Here is an 18,185-nt window from a genome sequence, read left to right on the forward strand (position 1 = left end):
CGATCACCGGTGCGGTGGGCGCTTGGCATCCTGCAGATCATCGCCGAGCACCATCGTCAGCCACAGCATAGCGTCTCTCGACGGCTTTGACAGACTCGTGTCGAATCCCTATGATGGCGCGCCTATGTTGACCAGACGACTTCCCGCGACCGTTGAGCCTTACCGGCTGGCCGCCAATCATGAACGTCTCGAGGGGGTTGTTGACCTCGAGAAATTGGCGCGTCTGCAGGAAGAGATCGGCGCGCAGCGTGGGCAGGTAGAAGTCATGCTGCAGTTCGATATCGATGCGCAGCGCCGTCATCTGATCGATGGTGAGTTGCGCGCCGATCTCAGCATGCCTTGTCGACGCTGTCTGCAGCCCATGCCCGTGGCGGTTTCCAGTCAGTTCCGGCTGGCCATCGTCAGCGATGATGCGCGGGCTGCCGACGTGCCGAGCGATTACGAGCCGGTGCTGGTCGACAATGAACAGTTGAACCTGCTCGGGGCGATCGAGGACGAGTTGATCCTCAGCCTGCCCCAGGTGGTCTATCACGACGAAGCGGATTGTGCCGTTTCCCGTGAGCAATTGAGTAGCGGTGATGCCTCCGTTGACACGCAGGCCCGCCCCGACAACCCCTTCGACGTGCTCAAGTCGTTGAAGGGAAAACTCTGAATCCGCAAGACGGAATTCGACAGACACTGACGTTGGAGTCATATCATGGCCGTTCAACAAAACCGTAAGACCCGTTCCAAGCGCGGTATGCGCCGTGCCCACGACGCACTGAGCTCGCCGGCGCTGTCCCAAGATCAGGAAACCGGCACGACGCATCGTCGTCACCATGTCGCGCCGGACGGCTATTACCGTGGCCGCAAGGTCGTCGACGTCTGACAAGACCTTCGACGTCAGATCGAGCGATGCGCATCGCCATTGATGCCATGGGCGGGGACTTAGGTCCCCGCGCTACTATCGGGGGGCTGTGTCTGGCCCTCGCTCGTCATCCTCAGCTACATCTCCTTGTCTTCGGACCGCGCGACGATATTCAGTCCGTCGTGGCAGAACAGGCGTCTGCCCACGGCCTGAAGGATGTCTTCGGGCGTCTCGAGTTGATCGATGCGCCGCGATCGGTGCTGCAGAGTGCCTCTCCCATGAAGGTGCTGGACGATCCCGATGGTACCAGCCTGCTGGCGATGCTCGCTGCCGTTCGTGACGGGCATGCCGAAGCCGGTGTTACCTGCGGCAATACCGGTGCGCTGATGGCGCTTGCGAGACGCGAACTTGGCACGGTGCCCGGCATTTCGCGACCGGCGATCAGTACGGCGGTGCCCACGCGAGACGGCGGTCGTTGCTATCTGCTCGATCTGGGGGCAAGCGTCGAGGCGCATGCTCGGCACCTGGTCGATTTCGTCGATATGGGTGCGCTCATGGCGAAAGTGGTCGACGGCGCCGAGCGCCCGCGCGTGGCGCTGCTGAACATGGGTGTGGAAGCTGGCAAGGGCGTCGTTCGGGTGCGCGAAGCCGACGAATCGCTGCGTTCGCGCGAGTCTCTCGAGTTCGATTATGTCGGCTATCTGGAAGGGGATGCGATCTTCTCCGGACGTGCCGATGTCGTGGTCTGCGACGGGTTCGTGGGCAATGCCGTGCTCAAGGCGAGTGAAGGTGTCGCGCAGATGCTGCTCGAGCGGCTGCAGGAGATGTTCGAGTCCCACTGGTCGACCCGCCTGGTCAGCGCGCTGGCGAGACCGGCGCTGATGCGCTTCAAGGCTCAGCTCGATCCGGTCAGACACAACGGCGCGAGCCTGCTCGGGTTGAACCGGATCGTCGTCAAGAGCCATGGCAATGCCAGCGAGCGTGCGTTCGCATTTGCCATCGAGCGCGCCGTTCGAGAAGTCGAGGTCGGGTTGCCCGACCACCTGCGCGCGGCGTGGCTTCAGAATGCCGTGGAGCCTGCTATCTCGTCGGCCGGATCGAACGGTCGAGTGGATAGCGGGTCTCGTGATGTGACGGGAACCGACGATTCATCACTTCAAGGGTGAGCGCGATGACGCAATCACTGGCACTGGTTTTTCCGGGTCAAGGATCACAGCAGATTGGCATGCTGCGGGAACTGGCCGAACGCTACAGCGTGGTACGGACCACCTTCGATGAAGCGTCCGAGGCGCTGGGCTATGACCTCTGGCACGTCGTTCAGGAAGGTCCCGAAGAGAAGCTCAATGCAACCGCTTGCACGCAGCCAGCGCTGCTGACTTCCAGCGTCGCGATCTGGCGCGTCTGGCAGGAGCTCGAAGGCCCTCGCCCAGGCATGATGGCCGGCCATAGTCTTGGCGAGTACAGCGCGCTGGTCTGCGCCGGTGCGATGAGCTTCGCCGAAGGGGTGCGTCTGGTGCGGCTCCGCGGCGAAGCGATGCAGGCGGCGGTGCCGGCGGGTGTCGGCGCGATGGCCGCGATCCTGGGTCTCGATGATGCGGCTGTGGAGTCCGCCTGCCGGGATGCTGCCCAGACCGAGGTCGTGGCTGCCGTCAACTACAATTCGCCAGGGCAGGTAGTGATTGCCGGGCATCAGGCTGCGGTCGATCGCGCAATTGCCCTGTGTCAGGAAGCCGGCGCCAAGCGTGCGCTGCCGCTGCCGGTATCGGTGCCTTCCCACTGCGAACTGATGCAGCCTGCCGCAGTGCGTGTCGAATCGGCGATGGCCGAGATGGATATCAAGCTGCCGCGCTACGCGGTCTATCAGAACGTCGATGCACAGGTGGCAGAGACGCCGGAGCAGCTGCGTCAGCGTCTGGTGGAGCAGCTCTATCGCCCGGTGCGCTGGACCGACTGTGTCAACGCCATGTTCGAGGATGGCGCCGGGGTGTTCATCGAGTGCGGTCCCGGCAAGGTGCTGACCGGTCTGAGCAAACGCATTCAACGCCAGGCCAAAGGGCTGGCGGTCAACGATCCGGAGACCCTGTCTTCCGCGCTGGAGCTGGCGCGAGATGCGCTGGACGTTCTGGAACCTTGAGAAGGGATGACAACATGACCGAACGCAGAGTGGCGCTGGTGACCGGCGCCAGCCGTGGCATCGGCCGGGCAGTGGCTCGTGAACTGGGCCGTCAGGGGCGCATCGTCGTGGCAACGGCAACCAGCGAAGGCGGTGCGGCCAGTATCCACGAGGATCTCGAGGCGCATGGCATCGAAGGGCTCGGACTGGCACTGGATGTGACGGATCAGGCGAGTGTAGATGCACTGTTCAAGCGCATCACCGAGACTTTCGAAGCGCCGACGATCCTGGTCAACAATGCCGGCATCACGCGCGACAATCTGCTCATGCGCATGAAGGAAGATGAGTGGGATGCGGTGCTCGATACCAACCTGAAGTCGGTTTATCGTGTTTCCAAGGCCAGCCTGAAGGGCATGACTCGGGCGCGTTTCGGCCGTATCGTCAATGTCAGCTCCGTCGTCGCGATGATGGGGAATATGGGGCAGGCCAACTATGCTGCTGCCAAAGCCGGGATGGAGGGTTTTACCCGCGCCCTGGCAAGAGAGGTGGCATCGCGGGCGATTACCGTGAATGCGGTAGCGCCGGGGTTCATCGATACCGATATGACGCAATCTTTACCGGAGGCGCAGCGTGAGGCGCTTCTGGGGCAGATTCCGCTGGCTCGACTCGGTCAGCCGGAAGAAATCGCGGCGGCCATCGGCTTTCTTACCAGCGATGCAGCCGGTTATATTACCGGCGAAACGCTACAGGTTAATGGCGGCATGAACATGCGGTAATCCTCCTGCGGCGCGGGTTGCGTCGTCTGGGGGCGGTCTATAAACTACCCGCAGCTTTTGAGCTGGCGGATTCGTACCACTAGGAGTAACGACATAATGAGCACCATCGAAGAGCGCGTGAAGAAGGTTGTTGCCGAACGCCTGAACGTCAAGGAAGAAGACATCCAGAACTCCTCCTCCTTCACTGAAGACCTCGGCGCGGATTCGCTGGATACCGTCGAACTGGTGATGGCGCTCGAAGAGGAATTCGACACCGAAATTCCCGACGAAGAAGCTGAAAAGATCACGACCGTTCAGGAAGCGATCGACTACATCGTCGCGCATCAGTAAGGTGGCGTCGCCCCGTCTGACGGGGTGTCACGCTGCTGGCTGAAACGCCGATGTTCGAAAGCCGCTCTCGATGAGAGCGGCTTTCTGCGTTTTGGGGGCGCGACTGTTGGCATCGAGTCCCGGGGCATGGCCCATCGCCGGCCGAGTTCAGGTATAATCCGCGCCAGTCCGGCCGAGCCCGGTGCAGATCGACGCTGGAACCCGGCAAGCGCATCGCTTGAAGACGCCGCTTGCCGATCAGTGTCGGTGCTGCCGGGTCGGCCATCAGGAAGTTCGGAGGAGATTCGATGCCACGCAGAAGAGTGGTGGTGACCGGGTTGGGGCTGGTGACCCCTGTCGGCAATACGGTCGAGGAGAGCTGGAAAAGCGTCCTCGCGGGCAAGAGCGGGATCGCGCCGATCGAGAGCTTCGACACGACCGGTTTCAATACCCGGTTCGGCGGGGCGGTGAAGGATTTCGATATCGGCGAATATCTCAATCCGAAAGATGCCCGCAAGATGGACCTGTTCATTCAATATGGTGTTGCGGCTGCCAGCCAGGCGCTGCGCAACTCCGGGCTTGAATGCACGGAGGAGAATGCACACCGCATTGGCGTGGCGATCGGCTCGGGCATTGGTGGTCTGCCGATGATCGAGCGTAATCATGACGCACTCAACAAAGGTGGGCCACGGCGAATCTCGCCGTTTTTCGTCCCCGGCTCCATCATCAACATGATCTCGGGCAGCCTGGCGATCCAGTACGGCTTCAAGGGACCGAACATTGCCATTACCACGGCGTGCACGACCGGGACCCATAACATCGGTTACAGCGCGCGAACCATTGCCTATGGCGACGCCGACGTCATGTTCTGCGGCGGCGCCGAGATGGCGACGACGCCGCTGGGCCTGGGAGGATTCTCCTCCGCGCGCGCTCTCTCGACTCGTAACGACGACCCGCAGGCGGCCAGCCGGCCCTGGGACCGGGATCGGGATGGTTTCGTGCTCTCCGACGGCGCCGGCGTGATGGTGCTCGAGGAGTACGAGCACGCCAAGCGCCGTGGGGCGACCATCTACGCCGAGCTGACCGGCTTCGGCATGAGTGATGACGCCTTCCACATGACGTCTCCGCCGGAAGACGGCAGCGGTGCGGCTGCCTCGATGGCCAATGCAATTCGCGATGCTGGTATCGATCCGGCTTCCATCGATTACATCAATGCTCACGGGACGTCCACGGCGGCTGGCGATGTCGCCGAGAGTCGCGCGGTAGAGAAGGTGATGGGCGACGGCGCGAAGCAGGTTGCGGTCAGCTCGACCAAGTCGATGATCGGGCATTTGCTGGGCGCCGCCGGGGCGGTTGAGGCGATCTTCTGCGTGCTGGCGATTCGCGATCAGGTCGCGCCGCCAACGATCAATCTCGACAATCCCGGCGACGGCTGCACGCTGGATTATGTGCCGAACACCGCGCGTGAGATGCCGATCCGCACCACGCTCTCCAACTCGTTCGGTTTCGGCGGTACCAACGGTTCGCTGATCTTCGCCAAGGTGTAGTCAGCAATGCTGGACGAGCCGCTGCCGCTGGATGATCGCGGATTCGCCTACGGCGATGGCCTGTTCGAGACCGTGCTGGTCCGCGACGGGCAGGCGCTGCTGTGGCGGGCGCATCTGGAACGCCTGGAACGCGGGGCGGAGCGGCTCGGCTTCGAGCTGCCCGATCCCGCGTCCCTTCAGGCTCTCCCGGCGCGCTGCGGTCCGGGGCTCACGGTGCTCAAGCTGGTCGTGACCCGGGGCAGCGGCGGGCGAGGCTACCGTCCTCCTGGCGTTGCCGAGCCACGCTGGCGCTGGTCGGTGGCGCCGTTCGCGCCGCAGCCCGAGCGCTGGCGGCACGGCGTCGTCGTCCGCCTGTGTCAGCTGCGTCTGAGCTGGCAGCCGCGGCTCGCCGGTATCAAGCACCTCGCTCGGCTGGAGAACGTGCTCGCACGCCAGGAGTGGCAGGACGAGAATATCGCCGAGGGTATCCTCTGCGATGGGGACGGCAATCTGGTCGAGGCGACGGCCATGAACCTGATCTGGCGTCGAGCCGGTGTGCTGGAGACGCCGCGGCTGGATCGCTGCGGGGTGGCCGGCACGCTGCTCGAGGCGCTAGGCGAGCGGCTGCCGATTCATCGGGTCCAGGCCAGCGATCTCGCCCTGCGGGAGGCCGATGCTGCCTGGGTGCTCAATAGCGTCCAGGGAGTCTGGCCCTTGCGCCGACTGGTCAGCGCTGAGGGTACACGGCTTAAGGACTGGTCGCTCGAGCGGCAGGACTCGCTGCAATCCGCCGCTCACTCGCTGCTAGGGTATCCCGGCAGTGAAGATCTCCGTGATCTCGTTGCGAAGTGACCCCGGTGCGATTGGCTTTCTCATTTCACGACGGTCGATGGATCGGCAAGCGCTGAGCACAGACCGTTGATCAAGGATTCAGCATGCGTGTCATCAAGATTCTGGCAGTGCTTCTGCTGATTGCCGCGGCGGCGGCGTTTGCGGGGTATCGGTACTGGCAAGCCCAGCTCGACGGGCCGATCGCGCTCGAGAAGCCCACGGTATACGAGGTGCCGCGCGGGGCGGCTTTTCTGCCGGTCATGCGGGAGCTTGCCGAGCAGGGGGTGATCGAGTCGGCCTGGCCCTATCGGGTGCTGGCGAAAGTGGAGCCCGCTACCATGCAGGGGCTGCGCGCCGGCGAGTTCGAGCTCGAGCCGGGCATGAGCGGACGCGAACTGATCGCCAAGCTCGCCAGCGACGATGTGGTGACCTACCGCGTCACCATTCCCGAGGGCTGGACCTTCAAGCAGATGCGCCAGGTACTCGATCGCGCGCCGAAGCTCTCTCACCGCACCGAAGCGATGAGCGACAGCGAGATCATGCAGGCGCTCGGACACGGCGATACCTTCCCCGAGGGCGAGTTTTTTCCCGATACCTACCGCTACCATAAAGGCGTAACCGACCTCGAAATCCTTTCGCGTGCCTACGACCGGATGCAGAAGACGCTCGAAGCGGTCTGGGCCGAACGCGACGATGATCTGCCGATCGACACGCCCTATAAAGCGCTGATTCTTGCGTCGTTGATCGAGCGGGAAACCGGTGTACCGGCCGAGCGAGGCGAAATCGCCGGCGTGTTTGCGCGCAGGCTGGAGCGCGGCATGCGTCTGCAGACCGATCCGACCGTGATCTACGGCATGGGCGACAGCTATATCGGCAATATCAGCAAGGCCGACCTGCAGCGCCAGAACGCTTACAATACCTACGTCATTCCGGGGTTGCCGCCGACGCCGATCGCGATGCCGGGCAGAGGTTCGCTGGAAGCGGCGGTGCATCCCGCGGCCGGCGATGCGCTCTATTTCGTCGCCAAGGGTGACGGCTCGCATCAATTCTCGCGCACGCTATCGGAGCACAACGCCGCCGTCAGGCGTTACATCCTCGACCGGAATGCTGACGCACGCCCGGACTCCTGAACTCAAGACGCACCGGATGCCTGAGTGCGCGCAGTCACCGACGAGATCACATCGCATGAAGCAAGGGAAACAGGCGCCGCTTCCGGGGCGATTCATCACGCTGGAAGGCGGCGAAGGCGTGGGCAAGACCACCAATGTCGCGTTCGTCTGCGACTGGCTCGAGGCCCGCGGCATCGAGGTGGTCCGCACGAGAGAGCCGGGCGGAACGCCCGGCGCGGAAGCGATTCGCGAACTGCTGCTCGATCCCGATCGTTATGAAGCCTGGAGCGAAGATGCTGAACTGCTGCTGGTCTTTGCCGCCAGGGCGCAGCACCTCGCCGCGAAAATCCGGCCGGCGCTCGCTCGGGGCGCCTGGGTCGTGTGCGACCGCTTCACCGATGCGACGTTCGCCTATCAGGGCGGCGGGCGCGGGCTCGATGTCGCGCACATCGCCACGCTCGAGACGCTGGTGCAGCAGCAGCTGCAGCCGGACCTGACGCTACTGCTGGATCTGCCGGTGGAGCTGGCGAGGGATAGAGTCACGAGTCGCGGCGCCAGGCTCGATCGGTTCGAGCGAGAACGCGCCAGCTTTTTCGAATCGGTGCGCGAGGCTTATCTGGCGCGGGCAGCGGTGTGCCCGCGTATCGCGGTCATCGATGCCGCGCCCGCGCTGGACGCCGTGCAGCGCGATATCGGCGCCTGCCTAGCGCAGAGGTTGGCTGCATGGTCGTGAAACCACTGCCGTGGCAGCAGTCGCAGTGGCGGCAGCTGACGGAACTGCAGGATCGTGGTCGACTGCCGGACGCGCTCTTGATCTCCGGGCCTCGCGGTATCGGCAAGCAGCCACTGGCGGATGCGCTGGTGGCGCGCACGCTCTGCCGTCAGCCGGGTGACACTGCCTGCGGAGAGTGCCACAGCTGTCGCATGCTGGCCGCCGGCTATCATCCCGACCTGCTCAGCGTGTCGCCGGCAGAGAAGTCCCGGCAGATCCGCATCGACGCGATCCGCCAGGTCAATGGATTCGTTTCGCAGACCGCGCAGCAGGGTGGCTACCGCGTGATCCGCATCGAGCCCGCCGAGACCATGAACGTGGCCGCGTCCAACGCGCTGCTGAAGAGTCTCGAGGAGCCGGGCGAGCGCACGCTCTTCGTGCTGGTCGCGGATATTCCATCACGGCTGTTGCCGACCATCCGGTCACGCTGCCAGCACTGGAATCTGCCAATACCGGATGGCGCTCGCGCCCAGTCGTGGCTGGGTGAGCAACTGCATGACGGTGACGAGGCACGCTTCTGGCTACGCGTGGCCGGTGGCCTGCCGCTGCTGGCCGAAGAGCTCGCCGGCGCCGACGCGCGAGCCCTGCGCCAGGATCTGCGCGAGCTTTTCGACTCGCTGGTGCGCGGCGGTGAGCCCGTCGGCGAGGCCGCGAGGCTCGATGCTCAGGCCCTGGACCGCGTGCTATGGTATGGCATCGCCTGGCTCGAGGATCTGATTCGGCTCGGGCTCTCCGGCGATGCGGCGCGGGTGCGCAACAGCGATCTGCTGCCGCTCTATCGTCAGGCGGTCAAGAATGCTCGCGTGCGCGACTGGTTCCGGCTGCTCGACTACGCCCGTGAGCAGCGTCGTCTGCTGGCATCGGGCGGCAACCCCAATCCGCAGCTGGTCATGGAAGCGTGGCTGGTGCGCTGGTCGGCGCTGTTGCGGTCCTAGAAGACGGCTTCGGAAAGCGGCATGGTATTCGCCGACCGCCAATGCCCATTCAGCACGAGGTGATGGACGATGAGCCCCCAGAAAGCGCTCTCTCTGACGATTCGGGACGACGAGACGCTGCGCAGCGCCTACATGTCCTGGCTCGAGCATGGCGGTCTGTTCGTGCCGACCGAACAGACGTACGCGATGGGTCAGCAGGTCTACCTGCTCGTGGCGCTGCCTGGCGAGGAAGAGCGGGTGCCGGTAGACGGCGAGGTCGTCTGGATCACGCCGCCGGGCGCCAGCCACCGTACCGCCGGAATTGGTGTGCATTTCGGTGCCGATGATCGGCGGCTTCGCGAGCGTATCGAGGCGCGTCTGGGGGGTCGACCACCGGCACGGGGCACGCCTAGCCACACCCTATGATCATGTGTAGCCGAGCTGCGCTGCAAAGTATCCCCGGGCGCTCACGCCTGGACAACCCATCAGAGATAGCGAAATTTCCATGTTCGTCGATTCCCACTGCCATCTCGATCGTCTCGACCTCACGCCCCATGACGGTAGCCTTGGGCGAGCGCTCGATGCGGCGAGAGCGCGCGGTGTCCAGCGGTTTCTGGCGATCGCCACGTCGCTGGAAAGCGCGCCGGATGTGGCGGCAATCGCGCGTGCGCATGCCGATGTCGACTTGAGCGTAGGCGTACACCCGCTGCAAGAAGCCGACGCCGAGCCGGACAGGGCGGCGATCCGGGATGCCGCCGAGCGATTCGGTGCCGTCGCCATCGGCGAAACCGGCCTCGATTTTCACTATGACGGCATCCCCCGTGAGATCCAACGTGCGCGCTTCATCGCGCATATGCAGGCGGCCCGAGAGCTCGCTTTGCCGGTCATCATCCACACCCGTGAGGCTCGTGAGGAGACGCTTTCGCTGATCAGGGAGCACCTCGACCCCGCCGTCGGCGGCGTGCTTCACTGTTTCACGGAAGATCTGGAGATGGCGCGAGAAGCCGTTCGCCTGGGGTTGATGATCTCGTTTTCCGGTATCGTCACCTTCGCCAGCGCATCGACATTGCGAGACGTGGCTCGGCAGGTGCCGCTGGACCGCATGCTGATCGAGACAGATAGCCCCTTTCTGGCGCCCGTGCCGCATCGTGGTCGCAGCAACGAGCCACAGTGGGTCGTCGAAGTCGCGGAGTGCATCGCCGCCGAGCGAGGGATTACCGTCGACGAAGTCGCCATGCAGACCCGGGCCAACTTCTATCGTCTGTTCCCCGGCTGTGCGCCCGAGGCGCAGACTGCCAATCCCTTCGTCTGACGGTAAGGTGTGGAAGCATCGATGACTCTGGATGCGCTGTTTCAACAGCTCGACGCGCAGACGCTCCCGCCACTCGAGCGCTGGCACCCGGCGATCTGTGGCGAGATGGACCTCGTGATCGCCGCCAACGGTGAGTGGATACACGAAGGCACCGCGATAACGCGGCCGCGGCTCGTCGGCCTCCTGAGTCGCGTGATGCGTCGCGAGGCTGACGGTGATTACTATCTGGTGACGCCTGGCGAGAAGCTGAGAATCGCCGTCGAAGATCGGCCGCTCATGGTGATCGACGCCGACTGGACCGGTGAAGGCTGGCAGCTTGCCACCGCCGACGGTGATCGGTTCTTGCTGGATGCCGAACACCGTATGACGCTCGCCCCCACGCCGGAGGGCAACTGGCTACCCGTTGTGCCGGTTCGACATGGCCTCGAAGCCAGGCTGCATCGCAATCTCTTCTACCGTCTGATCGACGCGGCGACGGAGGAAGAGGGCGAGCTGGGGCTCTGGAGCGCTGGGGTATGGCACGTGCTCGGCAGGTTGTACGACGCGTGAGTGGTTTCGAGTCGCTCTCTCACGGCGGCCAGCCGTCGAACGCCGATGCAGCGCCCACGGATCACCCTGTTCAGGCGACTTGCGACGGCTTGACCCCGGAGCAGCTTGCCGTCGTCGAGCATCAGGGCGGGCACGCGCGGGTGGCGGCGGTTGCCGGCGCGGGCAAGACGACCACGCTCGTCCGACGCGTGCTGCATCTGCTCGAGAGTGGCGAGCATCCCAAGCGCTTGCTGGTACTGATGTTCAATCGCGCCGCGCGTGACGACTTTCGTGCCAAGCTCCAGTCGCTGGCGCCGCCGGCGCGTCAGCTCCCCGACGTACGCACTTTCCACTCCATCGGCCATCGGCTCACCCAGAGCCTCACGCGCTGGGGCTTTCTCGCGCCGCGCCAGCTGCTGCAGGCGGACTGGCAGCGCGAGCGGCTGCTGCGACAGGCGATCATGCAAGCCCTCGAGGCGGGTGATAGCGAAACGCGGGAAAGCGCGCTGGAGTCGGAGCGCATCGAGGCCTTCGGTCAATTCTGTGATCTGGTCAAGGCGGAAATGACGTCACCGGCGGCGCTGTTCGAGCGGCTGGAGTACGCCGGTAGCGAGCGCCACTTCGTCGACGCCTTCGGTATCGTCGAGACGATGCTCGAGGCGTCCGGCAGCATGACCTACGCCGACCTGCTGTGCCGCCCGCTGCGCTGTCTCGAGGCGAATCCCGAAGCCTGCCAGCGGGTACAGGGCTTTCTCAGTCATGTCATCGTCGACGAATACCAGGACATCAACGAGGCGCAGCTGCGGCTGCTGAAAATGCTGGCCGGCAGTCAGGCGCGCGTCATGGCGGTGGGAGACGCCAACCAGTGCATCTATGAATGGCGAGGCGCTCGGCCGGACGCCATGCTGGCGCGATTCGAGGGCCTTTTCGGCCAGGCCAGCGACTATCCGCTATCCGTCACGTTTCGCCACGGCCATGGCCTGGCGCTGGCGGCCAATTATGCCATTCGTGGCAATCGGGCGCGGCGGGATCAGCTGTGTCTCGCGGCACCGCAGAACCCGGTTACCCGTCTCGGCTCGGGAACCGGTGCCGCCGCACTGCTGGCGGCACTGGAGCGCTGGCGAGACGCCGGCAGGGAGACCGGTGACGCCTGCGTGCTGGTGCGCAGCTGGTCGCTGTCGGTATCGGTCCAGCTGCAGTTGCTGCGTGCGGGAATCCCGTTTCGGCTGGCTCAGGAGGAGCGATTCGTCTTTCGCCTGCCGCTGGTTCAGGCGCTGGCGGGCTACCTCCAGCTGGCGCGCGAGCCTCGAAGGCTTCAGGACCCGGCGCATCTGCTGTTGCTGTTTTCGCAGCCCACGACCTTCGTCGCCCAGGAACGACTGAAGCAGCTGGTCGAGACCCTGGCGCGAACGCAAACCTGGCCGGGCAAGGATAGCGTCGTTCTGCAGGGGCTGAAGCCGGTGCAGCGGCGCAATCTCAAGAAGCGCTGGCAGCTGCTCTGCGAACTGCCTTCGCTGGCAGCCTGGTCGCCGGCGAAACTGCTCGAACACGTGGTCGATGCGATCGACGCCGAGAAGGTCTTGAGGCGCTCGGCGGCCCGGCGCGAGAAAGGCGACGAGGATGTCAGGCTGCTCGATGTGCTGATCGAGCAGGCCGGCGAACTGGCCAATGATCCCGAGGGGTTCATCGAGCTTCTGCGTAATCCGGTCGAGAACCGCCCGGATGGCGTGCTCATCAGCACCGTTCATGGCGCCAAGGGGCTGGAGTGGCCACTGGTGATCGTCTGGGGATTGAATGAAGAGGACTTTCCGCACTTCAGCCGTGAAAATCCCCTGTCTCCAGAGCGCCTGGAGGAAGAGCGCCGGCTCTACTACGTTGCGATCACGCGTGCCCGAGAGCGGCTACTGCTGATACAGGATGGCGGTGACCACCGCCCCAGCCGCTTCATCGCCGAGACCTCGGTGGAGGAGTGCGATCGTATCGCCGGTGCGCTGGCGCGCGACGATTCGGCTTCGGTCGCGGTTCGTGATCCGCGGATCGTCGAGCGCTACCTGGCCGCGGTCGGGCGGCAGCTGCCGCTGACCGTCGATTCCATCTCGCCCGCGCCGGCGATGGATAGCGCATGGCGGGTCGGCGATCGTTTGCGCCACGCCAATTTCGGTACCGGCGAGATCGTCGTGGTCGAAGGTGATCCCGCCAATCCGGTGATCGAGGTACGCTTCGACGGCGCCGGCCGTCGGCGGCTCATCGCCACGCGCGCGCCGCTGGAGCGGTTGGCATGAACAGGGTCTGCTCGTCGCGCATCCGACACAACGACCAACCAGGAGGTGAAGTATGTCGCCACTGATCGATCCTGAAGGTTTGAAAGCGGCGCTGGCGCAACCCCAGCCGCCGATCGTGCTCGACTGTCGCGCGCGACTCGATGACCGCAACGCGGGGCTTGCCTTATGGCAGGCGGGGCATATCCCGGGCAGTCATCACCTGGATATGGATCGTGACCTCGCCGCAACACCCGGTGAGGGCGGTCGGCATCCGTTGCCTTCGCCGCACGCGTTCACGGCGACACTCAGGCGACTGGACATCTCGCCCGAACGCGGCGTGGTCGTCTACGACGATCGCGGCGGTCAACTCGCGGCGGCACGTGCCTGGTGGATGATCGGCTGCTGGGCCGGCCATCCGGATGTCCGGGTGCTCGATGGCGGGCTGCCGGCATGGCAGGCGCTAGCCGGCCCGTTGACATCGAGCGTGCCCGCGACGCCGGCAGGCAGCGATTGGGAACCGCGCTTTGACAATAGCCAGTGGCTGACAGCAGCCGATCTTTTGGCGAGTGCCTCGCTGCGAGTCGACGCCCGCGGCGAGGCGCGGTTTGGCGGCGAAGAGGAGCCGATCGACCCCGTCGCCGGTCATATCCCTGGTGCCGTTTGTCGTCCCACCGGCGCCAATCTGCAGGCCGACGGGCGTTTCAAGCCGGCGGTCGAACTCGCTCAGGCGCTCCCTCAGGCTAATGAGGTGACCGCCTACTGCGGCTCCGGCGTGTCGGCCTGCCACGAGATATTGGCCTACGCCGTCGCCGGCTTGCCGCGACCCCGGCTCTATGTCGGTTCCTGGAGCGATTGGATTCGCGATCCGGCGCGGCCGGTCGCGACCGGTCAGTAAGCGGCGACCACAAGAAATCGCCCCAGGCGCTTGCCGGGGGCGATTGGCTTTCGAGCTTCGACCGCGCCGGTCTCGGCGCGCGGTAGATAGCAGCTTCGAGTTTACATGTTGGGATAGTTCGGCCCGCCGCCGCCCTCCGGCGCGACCCAGGTGATGTTCTGTGCCGGGTCCTTGATATCGCACGTCTTGCAGTGAATGCAGTTCTGGAAGTTGATCCGGAATTGAGGCTCGCCGCCTTCTTCGACCACTTCGTAGACGCCGACCGGGCAGTAGCGCTGCGCGGGCTCGGCGTATTCGGGCAGGTTCCTGTCGATCGGAATCGACGGGTCGCTCAGCTTGAGATGACAGGGCTGGTTCTCGTCGTGGTTGGTGTTCGACAGGAACACCGACGAGGGCTTGTCGAACGAAAGCCTGCCGTCCGGTTTGGGATACTCGATCGGCTGGGCGTCGCTCGCGCGTTTGAGCTGATAGTCTGGTGTCGTATCATGCAGGGTCGGTAACTTGCCGCCGATCCACTGATCGAGAAAGTTGTAGGCGCCGCCCTTGAGCGAGCCATATTTGTGCAGCGCGGGCCCGAAACTGCGGTTCCGATCCAGCTCCTGCCACGCCCAGCTCGCCTTCCATGCCGCCTCGAAGCCGGTCAGATCCTGGCCGCCCTCGTTGCCGTCCTCGTTGCTGCGGACAAGCGCCTCGAAGACGCTCTCGGCCGCCAGCAGGCCCGATTTCATCGCGGTGTGGATACCCTTGATCTTGGCAAAGTTGAGCGTGCCGGCATCGCAGCCGAGCAGCAGCGCGCCGGGCATGGTCATCTTCGGCAGGCAGTTGGCGCCGCCCTTGGTGATTGCGCGAGCGCCGTAGGCCACGCGCGTGCCCCCCTCGAGGTGGGCTGCCAGCAGCGGGTGATGCTTCATGCGCTGGAACTCGTCAAACGGCGACAGATAAGGATTGCGGTAGGCGAGATCGACGATCAGCCCGACGACGACCTGCTGGTTCTCGGCGTGGTAGAGAAACCAGCCCCCGCCACCGGCCTGATCGAGCGGCCACCCCGAACCGTGCATGACGCGGCCCGGTTCGTGCTTGTCGGCGGGAATGTCCCACAGCTCCTTGAAACCGATCGCGTAGTGCTGCGGATCACGACCGGCGTCGAGGCCAAAGCGCTCGATCAGCTGCTTACCGATATGGCCGCGCGCGCCTTCGCAGAAGAGCGTGTACTTCGCCCGCAGCTCCATGCCCGGCATATAATTGGCGGTTTCACTGCCGTCGGCGGCAACACCCATGTCGCCGGTGATGATGCCGCGCACGACGCCCCCGTCATCGACGATCGCTTCCTGAGCGGCGAAGCCGGGGAATATTTCGACGCCCAGCGCTTCGGCCTGTTCACCGAGCCAGCGGCAGAGATTGCCGGCGCTGATGACGTAATTGTCGGCGCCGAGGCCAAGGTTGTGCATCGACTTGGGCACCAGAGCCCCAGGGATTTTCTGCGCTTTCTCGGCATCCTTGAGCAGGTAGAGCTCATCGGCCGTGACCGGCGTCGTCACCGGTGCGCCGCGCTCGGCCCAGTCCGGAAACAGTTCATCCAGCGCGCGCGGCTCGAGCACGGCGCCGGACAGGATGTGCGCGCCCACTTCCGAGCCTTTTTCCACCACGCAGACCGTGATCTCCTGCTCGGCGGCATTGGCCTGCTGCATCAATCGGCAGGCGGCAGACAACCCGCTGGGACCGGCGCCCACGATGACGACGTCGAACTCCATCGAATCACGTTCCAAACTGTATCTCCTAGCTAGCGTTGCAGCGGCTCATCGACCGCGCATGGCCTCGAACGAACGACGTTGAATCGTCGCTTCCTTATAGCTTAATGTCAGGTTGAGGCGCGGTGTTATGCCGTTGGGCGCTTTCCTTATGCGAAGGCGCGCTTCGGCGGCAGCGCCATGATGCGCTATCATCGCATTTTTCGCTCGGCGGTGTCCCGCCATGCACCCATGTGGGGCGTCGGTGCGGAAGTCGATTCCAGGGCCGCTCTTCTGCCGTGAAGACGGTTGGCAGGACGGTTCCGTCCTGTGACGGCGGCGGTCATTCTGCGACCGGCGGTCACGGTTTCTCGACCGTCGAGTCGGTCTGTCATCAGTCTGCGAGGACACTCATGAAAGTACTCGTCGCGGTCAAACGCGTCATCGATTACAACGTCAAGATCCGCGTCAAGCCGGATCACTCCGACGTAGACCTTACCAACGTCAAGATGGCGATGAACCCGTTCTGCGAGATTGCCGTCGAAGAGGCAGTGCGCCTGAAGGAGAAAGGCATCGCCACGGAAGTCGTTGCCGTGACGGTGGGTCCAAAAGCCGCGCAGGAGCAGCTGCGTACCGCACTGGCCCTGGGCGCCGACCGTGCCATCCACGTCGAGACCGACGAGCGAGTCGAGTCGTTGGGTGTGGCGAAGTTGCTCAAGGGCGTGGTCGATCAGGAAAAGCCGGACCTGGTCATTCTCGGTAAGCAGGCGATCGACACCGACAACAATCAGACGGGGCAGATGCTGGCGGCGCTGGCGGGGCTGCCTCAGGGGACCTTCGCTTCGGCCATCGGTATCGAAGCGGGTGAAATCGAGGTCACCCGCGAGATCGATGGAGGGCTGCAAACCGTCGCGCTCAAGCTGCCGGCGGTCGTCACCAGTGATCTGCGCCTCAACGAGCCGCGTTACGCCAAGCTGCCGGACATCATGAAAGCCAAGAAAAAGCCGCTCGAGACACACACGCCGGAGAGTCTCGGTCTCACCGTCAGCGCGGCGCCGGCGCTGCTCAAGGTCGAGACGCCAGCGGAGCGCAAGGGTGGCGTCAAGGTGGCCTCGGTGGACGAACTGGTCGACAAACTCAAGAATGAAGCCAAGGTGCTTTGATCGATCCGCTTCGATCAAGGCACTTTGTACAGGAGCTGAATTGCATGAGCATTCTGGTATTGGCCGAACATCATGACGGCCAGTTGGCGAGCGCCACTGCCCACGTGGTTGGCGCTGCAAGGACCATCGGCGGCGATGTCGATCTGCTGGTGGCGGGAAACCATGTCACGGGCGTGGCCGAATCGGCCGCGAAACTCGAGGGTGTGACCCGCGTGCGTGTGGCAGATGCGCCGGCCTACGCACATCAACTGGCCGAGCCGCTGGCCGACCTGCTGGTGTCACTGGCCGATGACTACACCCATGTACTGGCAGCTTCATCGACCACCGGCAAGAATGTGCTGCCCCGTCTCGCGGCGCTGAAGGATGTCAACCAGATTTCTGACATCCTCGATGTCGAGAGCGCCGATACCTTCAAGCGACCGATCTATGCCGGCAATGCCATCGCCACGGTCCAGTCCGCCGATCCCCTCAAGGTGATCACGGTGCGAACCACGGCTTTCGAGCCGGTCGGCGCCAGCGGAAGTGCCAGTGTCGAGGCAGTCGATTTCGTCGCCGACAACACGCTATCACGCTTCATCGGTGAAGATCTGGCGCAGAGCGATCGCCCCGAGCTCGGCAACGCGCGTATCGTCATTTCCGGCGGCCGCGGTATGGGTAACGGTGACAACTTCAAGCTGCTCGACGCGGTCGCCGACAAGCTCGGTGCCGCCGTGGGTGCCTCCCGCGCTGCCGTGGATGCGGGTTTCGTGCCCAACGACATGCAAGTGGGGCAGACCGGCAAGATCGTGGCGCCGGAGCTCTACATTGCCGTGGGGATCAGCGGCGCGATCCAACATCTGGCCGGTATGAAGGACTCGAAGGTGATCGTCGCGATCAACAAAGACGATGACGCCCCGATCTTCCAGGTGGCCGATTACGGGCTCGTCGGTGATCTCTTCGAGCTACTGCCGGAGCTCGAGCAGAAGCTCTGATCCTCTAGATCGTCTACCCCGAGAGAACCAGCCGGCGCTTCGTGCGCCGGTTTTTTTGCGCCTGCTTTTTTGCCCTTGCTTTTTTGCCCCTATCAGCCATGAGTCGAAAGGCCTAGGAAGGGGAAAGTTAG

19 protein-coding genes are annotated in these 18,185 nt (G+C 64.2%); 18 read left to right on the forward strand and 1 reads right to left on the reverse strand.

Annotated features, from left to right (window positions below; translation table 11 throughout):
- Nucleotides 1–124: 124 nt before the first annotated feature.
- From IE125_RS00880 to IE125_RS00955, 16 genes are all read left to right on the forward strand, one after another.
- Nucleotides 125–652 (forward strand): YceD family protein, encoded by a 528-nt coding sequence (locus tag IE125_RS00880; RefSeq protein WP_189442708.1) that lies wholly within the window; start codon nucleotides 125–127, stop codon nucleotides 650–652.
- A 45-nt stretch (nucleotides 653–697) separates the two neighbouring features.
- Nucleotides 698–868 (forward strand): 50S ribosomal protein L32, encoded by a 171-nt coding sequence (rpmF, locus tag IE125_RS00885; protein WP_189442709.1) that lies wholly within the window; start codon nucleotides 698–700, stop codon nucleotides 866–868.
- Between the two features lie 26 nt (nucleotides 869–894).
- Nucleotides 895–2,013, forward strand: coding sequence for a phosphate acyltransferase PlsX (gene plsX, locus IE125_RS00890; protein ID WP_189442710.1), 1,119 nt, complete (start codon nucleotides 895–897; stop codon nucleotides 2,011–2,013).
- A 5-nt stretch (nucleotides 2,014–2,018) separates the two neighbouring features.
- Complete coding sequence (gene fabD / locus IE125_RS00895; RefSeq protein ID WP_189442711.1) at nucleotides 2,019–2,981, forward strand: ACP S-malonyltransferase; 963 nt, start codon at nucleotides 2,019–2,021, stop codon at nucleotides 2,979–2,981.
- Nucleotides 2,982–2,995: 14 nt separating this feature from the next.
- Nucleotides 2,996–3,736 carry a 3-oxoacyl-ACP reductase FabG gene (gene fabG, locus IE125_RS00900; protein ID WP_189442712.1) on the forward strand — a complete coding sequence of 247 codons (741 nt, stop codon included), beginning with the start codon at nucleotides 2,996–2,998 and terminating at the stop codon, nucleotides 3,734–3,736.
- A 96-nt stretch (nucleotides 3,737–3,832) separates the two neighbouring features.
- Nucleotides 3,833–4,066, forward strand: coding sequence for an acyl carrier protein (gene acpP, locus IE125_RS00905; protein ID WP_071233058.1), 234 nt, complete (start codon nucleotides 3,833–3,835; stop codon nucleotides 4,064–4,066).
- A 287-nt stretch (nucleotides 4,067–4,353) separates the two neighbouring features.
- Complete coding sequence (gene fabF / locus IE125_RS00910; protein WP_189442713.1) at nucleotides 4,354–5,592, forward strand: beta-ketoacyl-ACP synthase II; 1,239 nt, start codon at nucleotides 4,354–4,356, stop codon at nucleotides 5,590–5,592.
- Between the two features lie 6 nt (nucleotides 5,593–5,598).
- A complete protein-coding gene (pabC, locus tag IE125_RS00915; RefSeq protein ID WP_189442714.1) occupies nucleotides 5,599–6,423 on the forward strand; it encodes an aminodeoxychorismate lyase in 825 nt (274 codons plus the stop codon).
- Nucleotides 6,424–6,506: 83 nt separating this feature from the next.
- Nucleotides 6,507–7,532 (forward strand): endolytic transglycosylase MltG, encoded by a 1,026-nt coding sequence (mltG, locus tag IE125_RS00920; RefSeq protein ID WP_189442715.1) that lies wholly within the window; start codon nucleotides 6,507–6,509, stop codon nucleotides 7,530–7,532.
- A gap of 55 nt (nucleotides 7,533–7,587) precedes the next feature.
- A complete protein-coding gene (gene tmk, locus IE125_RS00925) occupies nucleotides 7,588–8,244 on the forward strand; it encodes a dTMP kinase (RefSeq protein WP_189442716.1) in 657 nt (218 codons plus the stop codon).
- Entirely contained in the window at nucleotides 8,235–9,218 is a 984-nt protein-coding gene (locus IE125_RS00930) for a DNA polymerase III subunit delta' (protein ID WP_189442717.1), read from the forward strand. Before tmk ends, IE125_RS00930 begins: the two co-directional genes overlap by 10 nt.
- Nucleotides 9,219–9,287: 69 nt before the next feature.
- Nucleotides 9,288–9,623, forward strand: a complete 336-nt coding sequence (locus tag IE125_RS00935) for a PilZ domain-containing protein (RefSeq protein WP_189442718.1) — start codon at nucleotides 9,288–9,290, stop codon at nucleotides 9,621–9,623.
- Between the two features lie 79 nt (nucleotides 9,624–9,702).
- Entirely contained in the window at nucleotides 9,703–10,509 is an 807-nt protein-coding gene (locus IE125_RS00940) for a TatD family hydrolase (RefSeq protein WP_189442719.1), read from the forward strand.
- A 21-nt stretch (nucleotides 10,510–10,530) separates the two neighbouring features.
- The gene (locus tag IE125_RS00945; RefSeq protein WP_189442720.1) at nucleotides 10,531–11,058 is read left to right on the forward strand and encodes a DUF1285 domain-containing protein; all 528 of its coding nucleotides are present in this window, start codon (nucleotides 10,531–10,533) and stop codon (nucleotides 11,056–11,058) included.
- A gap of 89 nt (nucleotides 11,059–11,147) precedes the next feature.
- Nucleotides 11,148–13,319, forward strand: a complete 2,172-nt coding sequence (locus IE125_RS00950) for an ATP-dependent helicase (RefSeq protein ID WP_229808894.1) — start codon at nucleotides 11,148–11,150, stop codon at nucleotides 13,317–13,319.
- Between the two features lie 52 nt (nucleotides 13,320–13,371).
- A complete protein-coding gene (locus IE125_RS00955; protein WP_189442722.1) occupies nucleotides 13,372–14,193 on the forward strand; it encodes a sulfurtransferase in 822 nt (273 codons plus the stop codon).
- Between the two features lie 101 nt (nucleotides 14,194–14,294).
- Here IE125_RS00955 and IE125_RS00960 read toward each other — a convergent pair whose 3' ends face one another.
- Nucleotides 14,295–15,944, reverse strand: coding sequence for an electron transfer flavoprotein-ubiquinone oxidoreductase (locus IE125_RS00960; protein WP_189443164.1), 1,650 nt, complete (start codon nucleotides 15,942–15,944; stop codon nucleotides 14,295–14,297).
- Nucleotides 15,945–16,333: 389 nt separating this feature from the next.
- Between IE125_RS00960 and IE125_RS00965 the strand changes: the two genes are divergently transcribed.
- Nucleotides 16,334–17,083, forward strand: a complete 750-nt coding sequence (locus tag IE125_RS00965) for an electron transfer flavoprotein subunit beta/FixA family protein (protein WP_189442723.1) — start codon at nucleotides 16,334–16,336, stop codon at nucleotides 17,081–17,083.
- A 44-nt stretch (nucleotides 17,084–17,127) separates the two neighbouring features.
- Complete coding sequence (locus IE125_RS00970) at nucleotides 17,128–18,054, forward strand: electron transfer flavoprotein subunit alpha/FixB family protein (protein ID WP_189442724.1); 927 nt, start codon at nucleotides 17,128–17,130, stop codon at nucleotides 18,052–18,054.
- Nucleotides 18,055–18,185 lie beyond the last annotated feature (131 nt).

Source organism: Salinicola rhizosphaerae (assembly GCF_014652715.1).
Classification (GTDB): domain Bacteria; phylum Pseudomonadota; class Gammaproteobacteria; order Pseudomonadales; family Halomonadaceae; genus Salinicola; species Salinicola rhizosphaerae.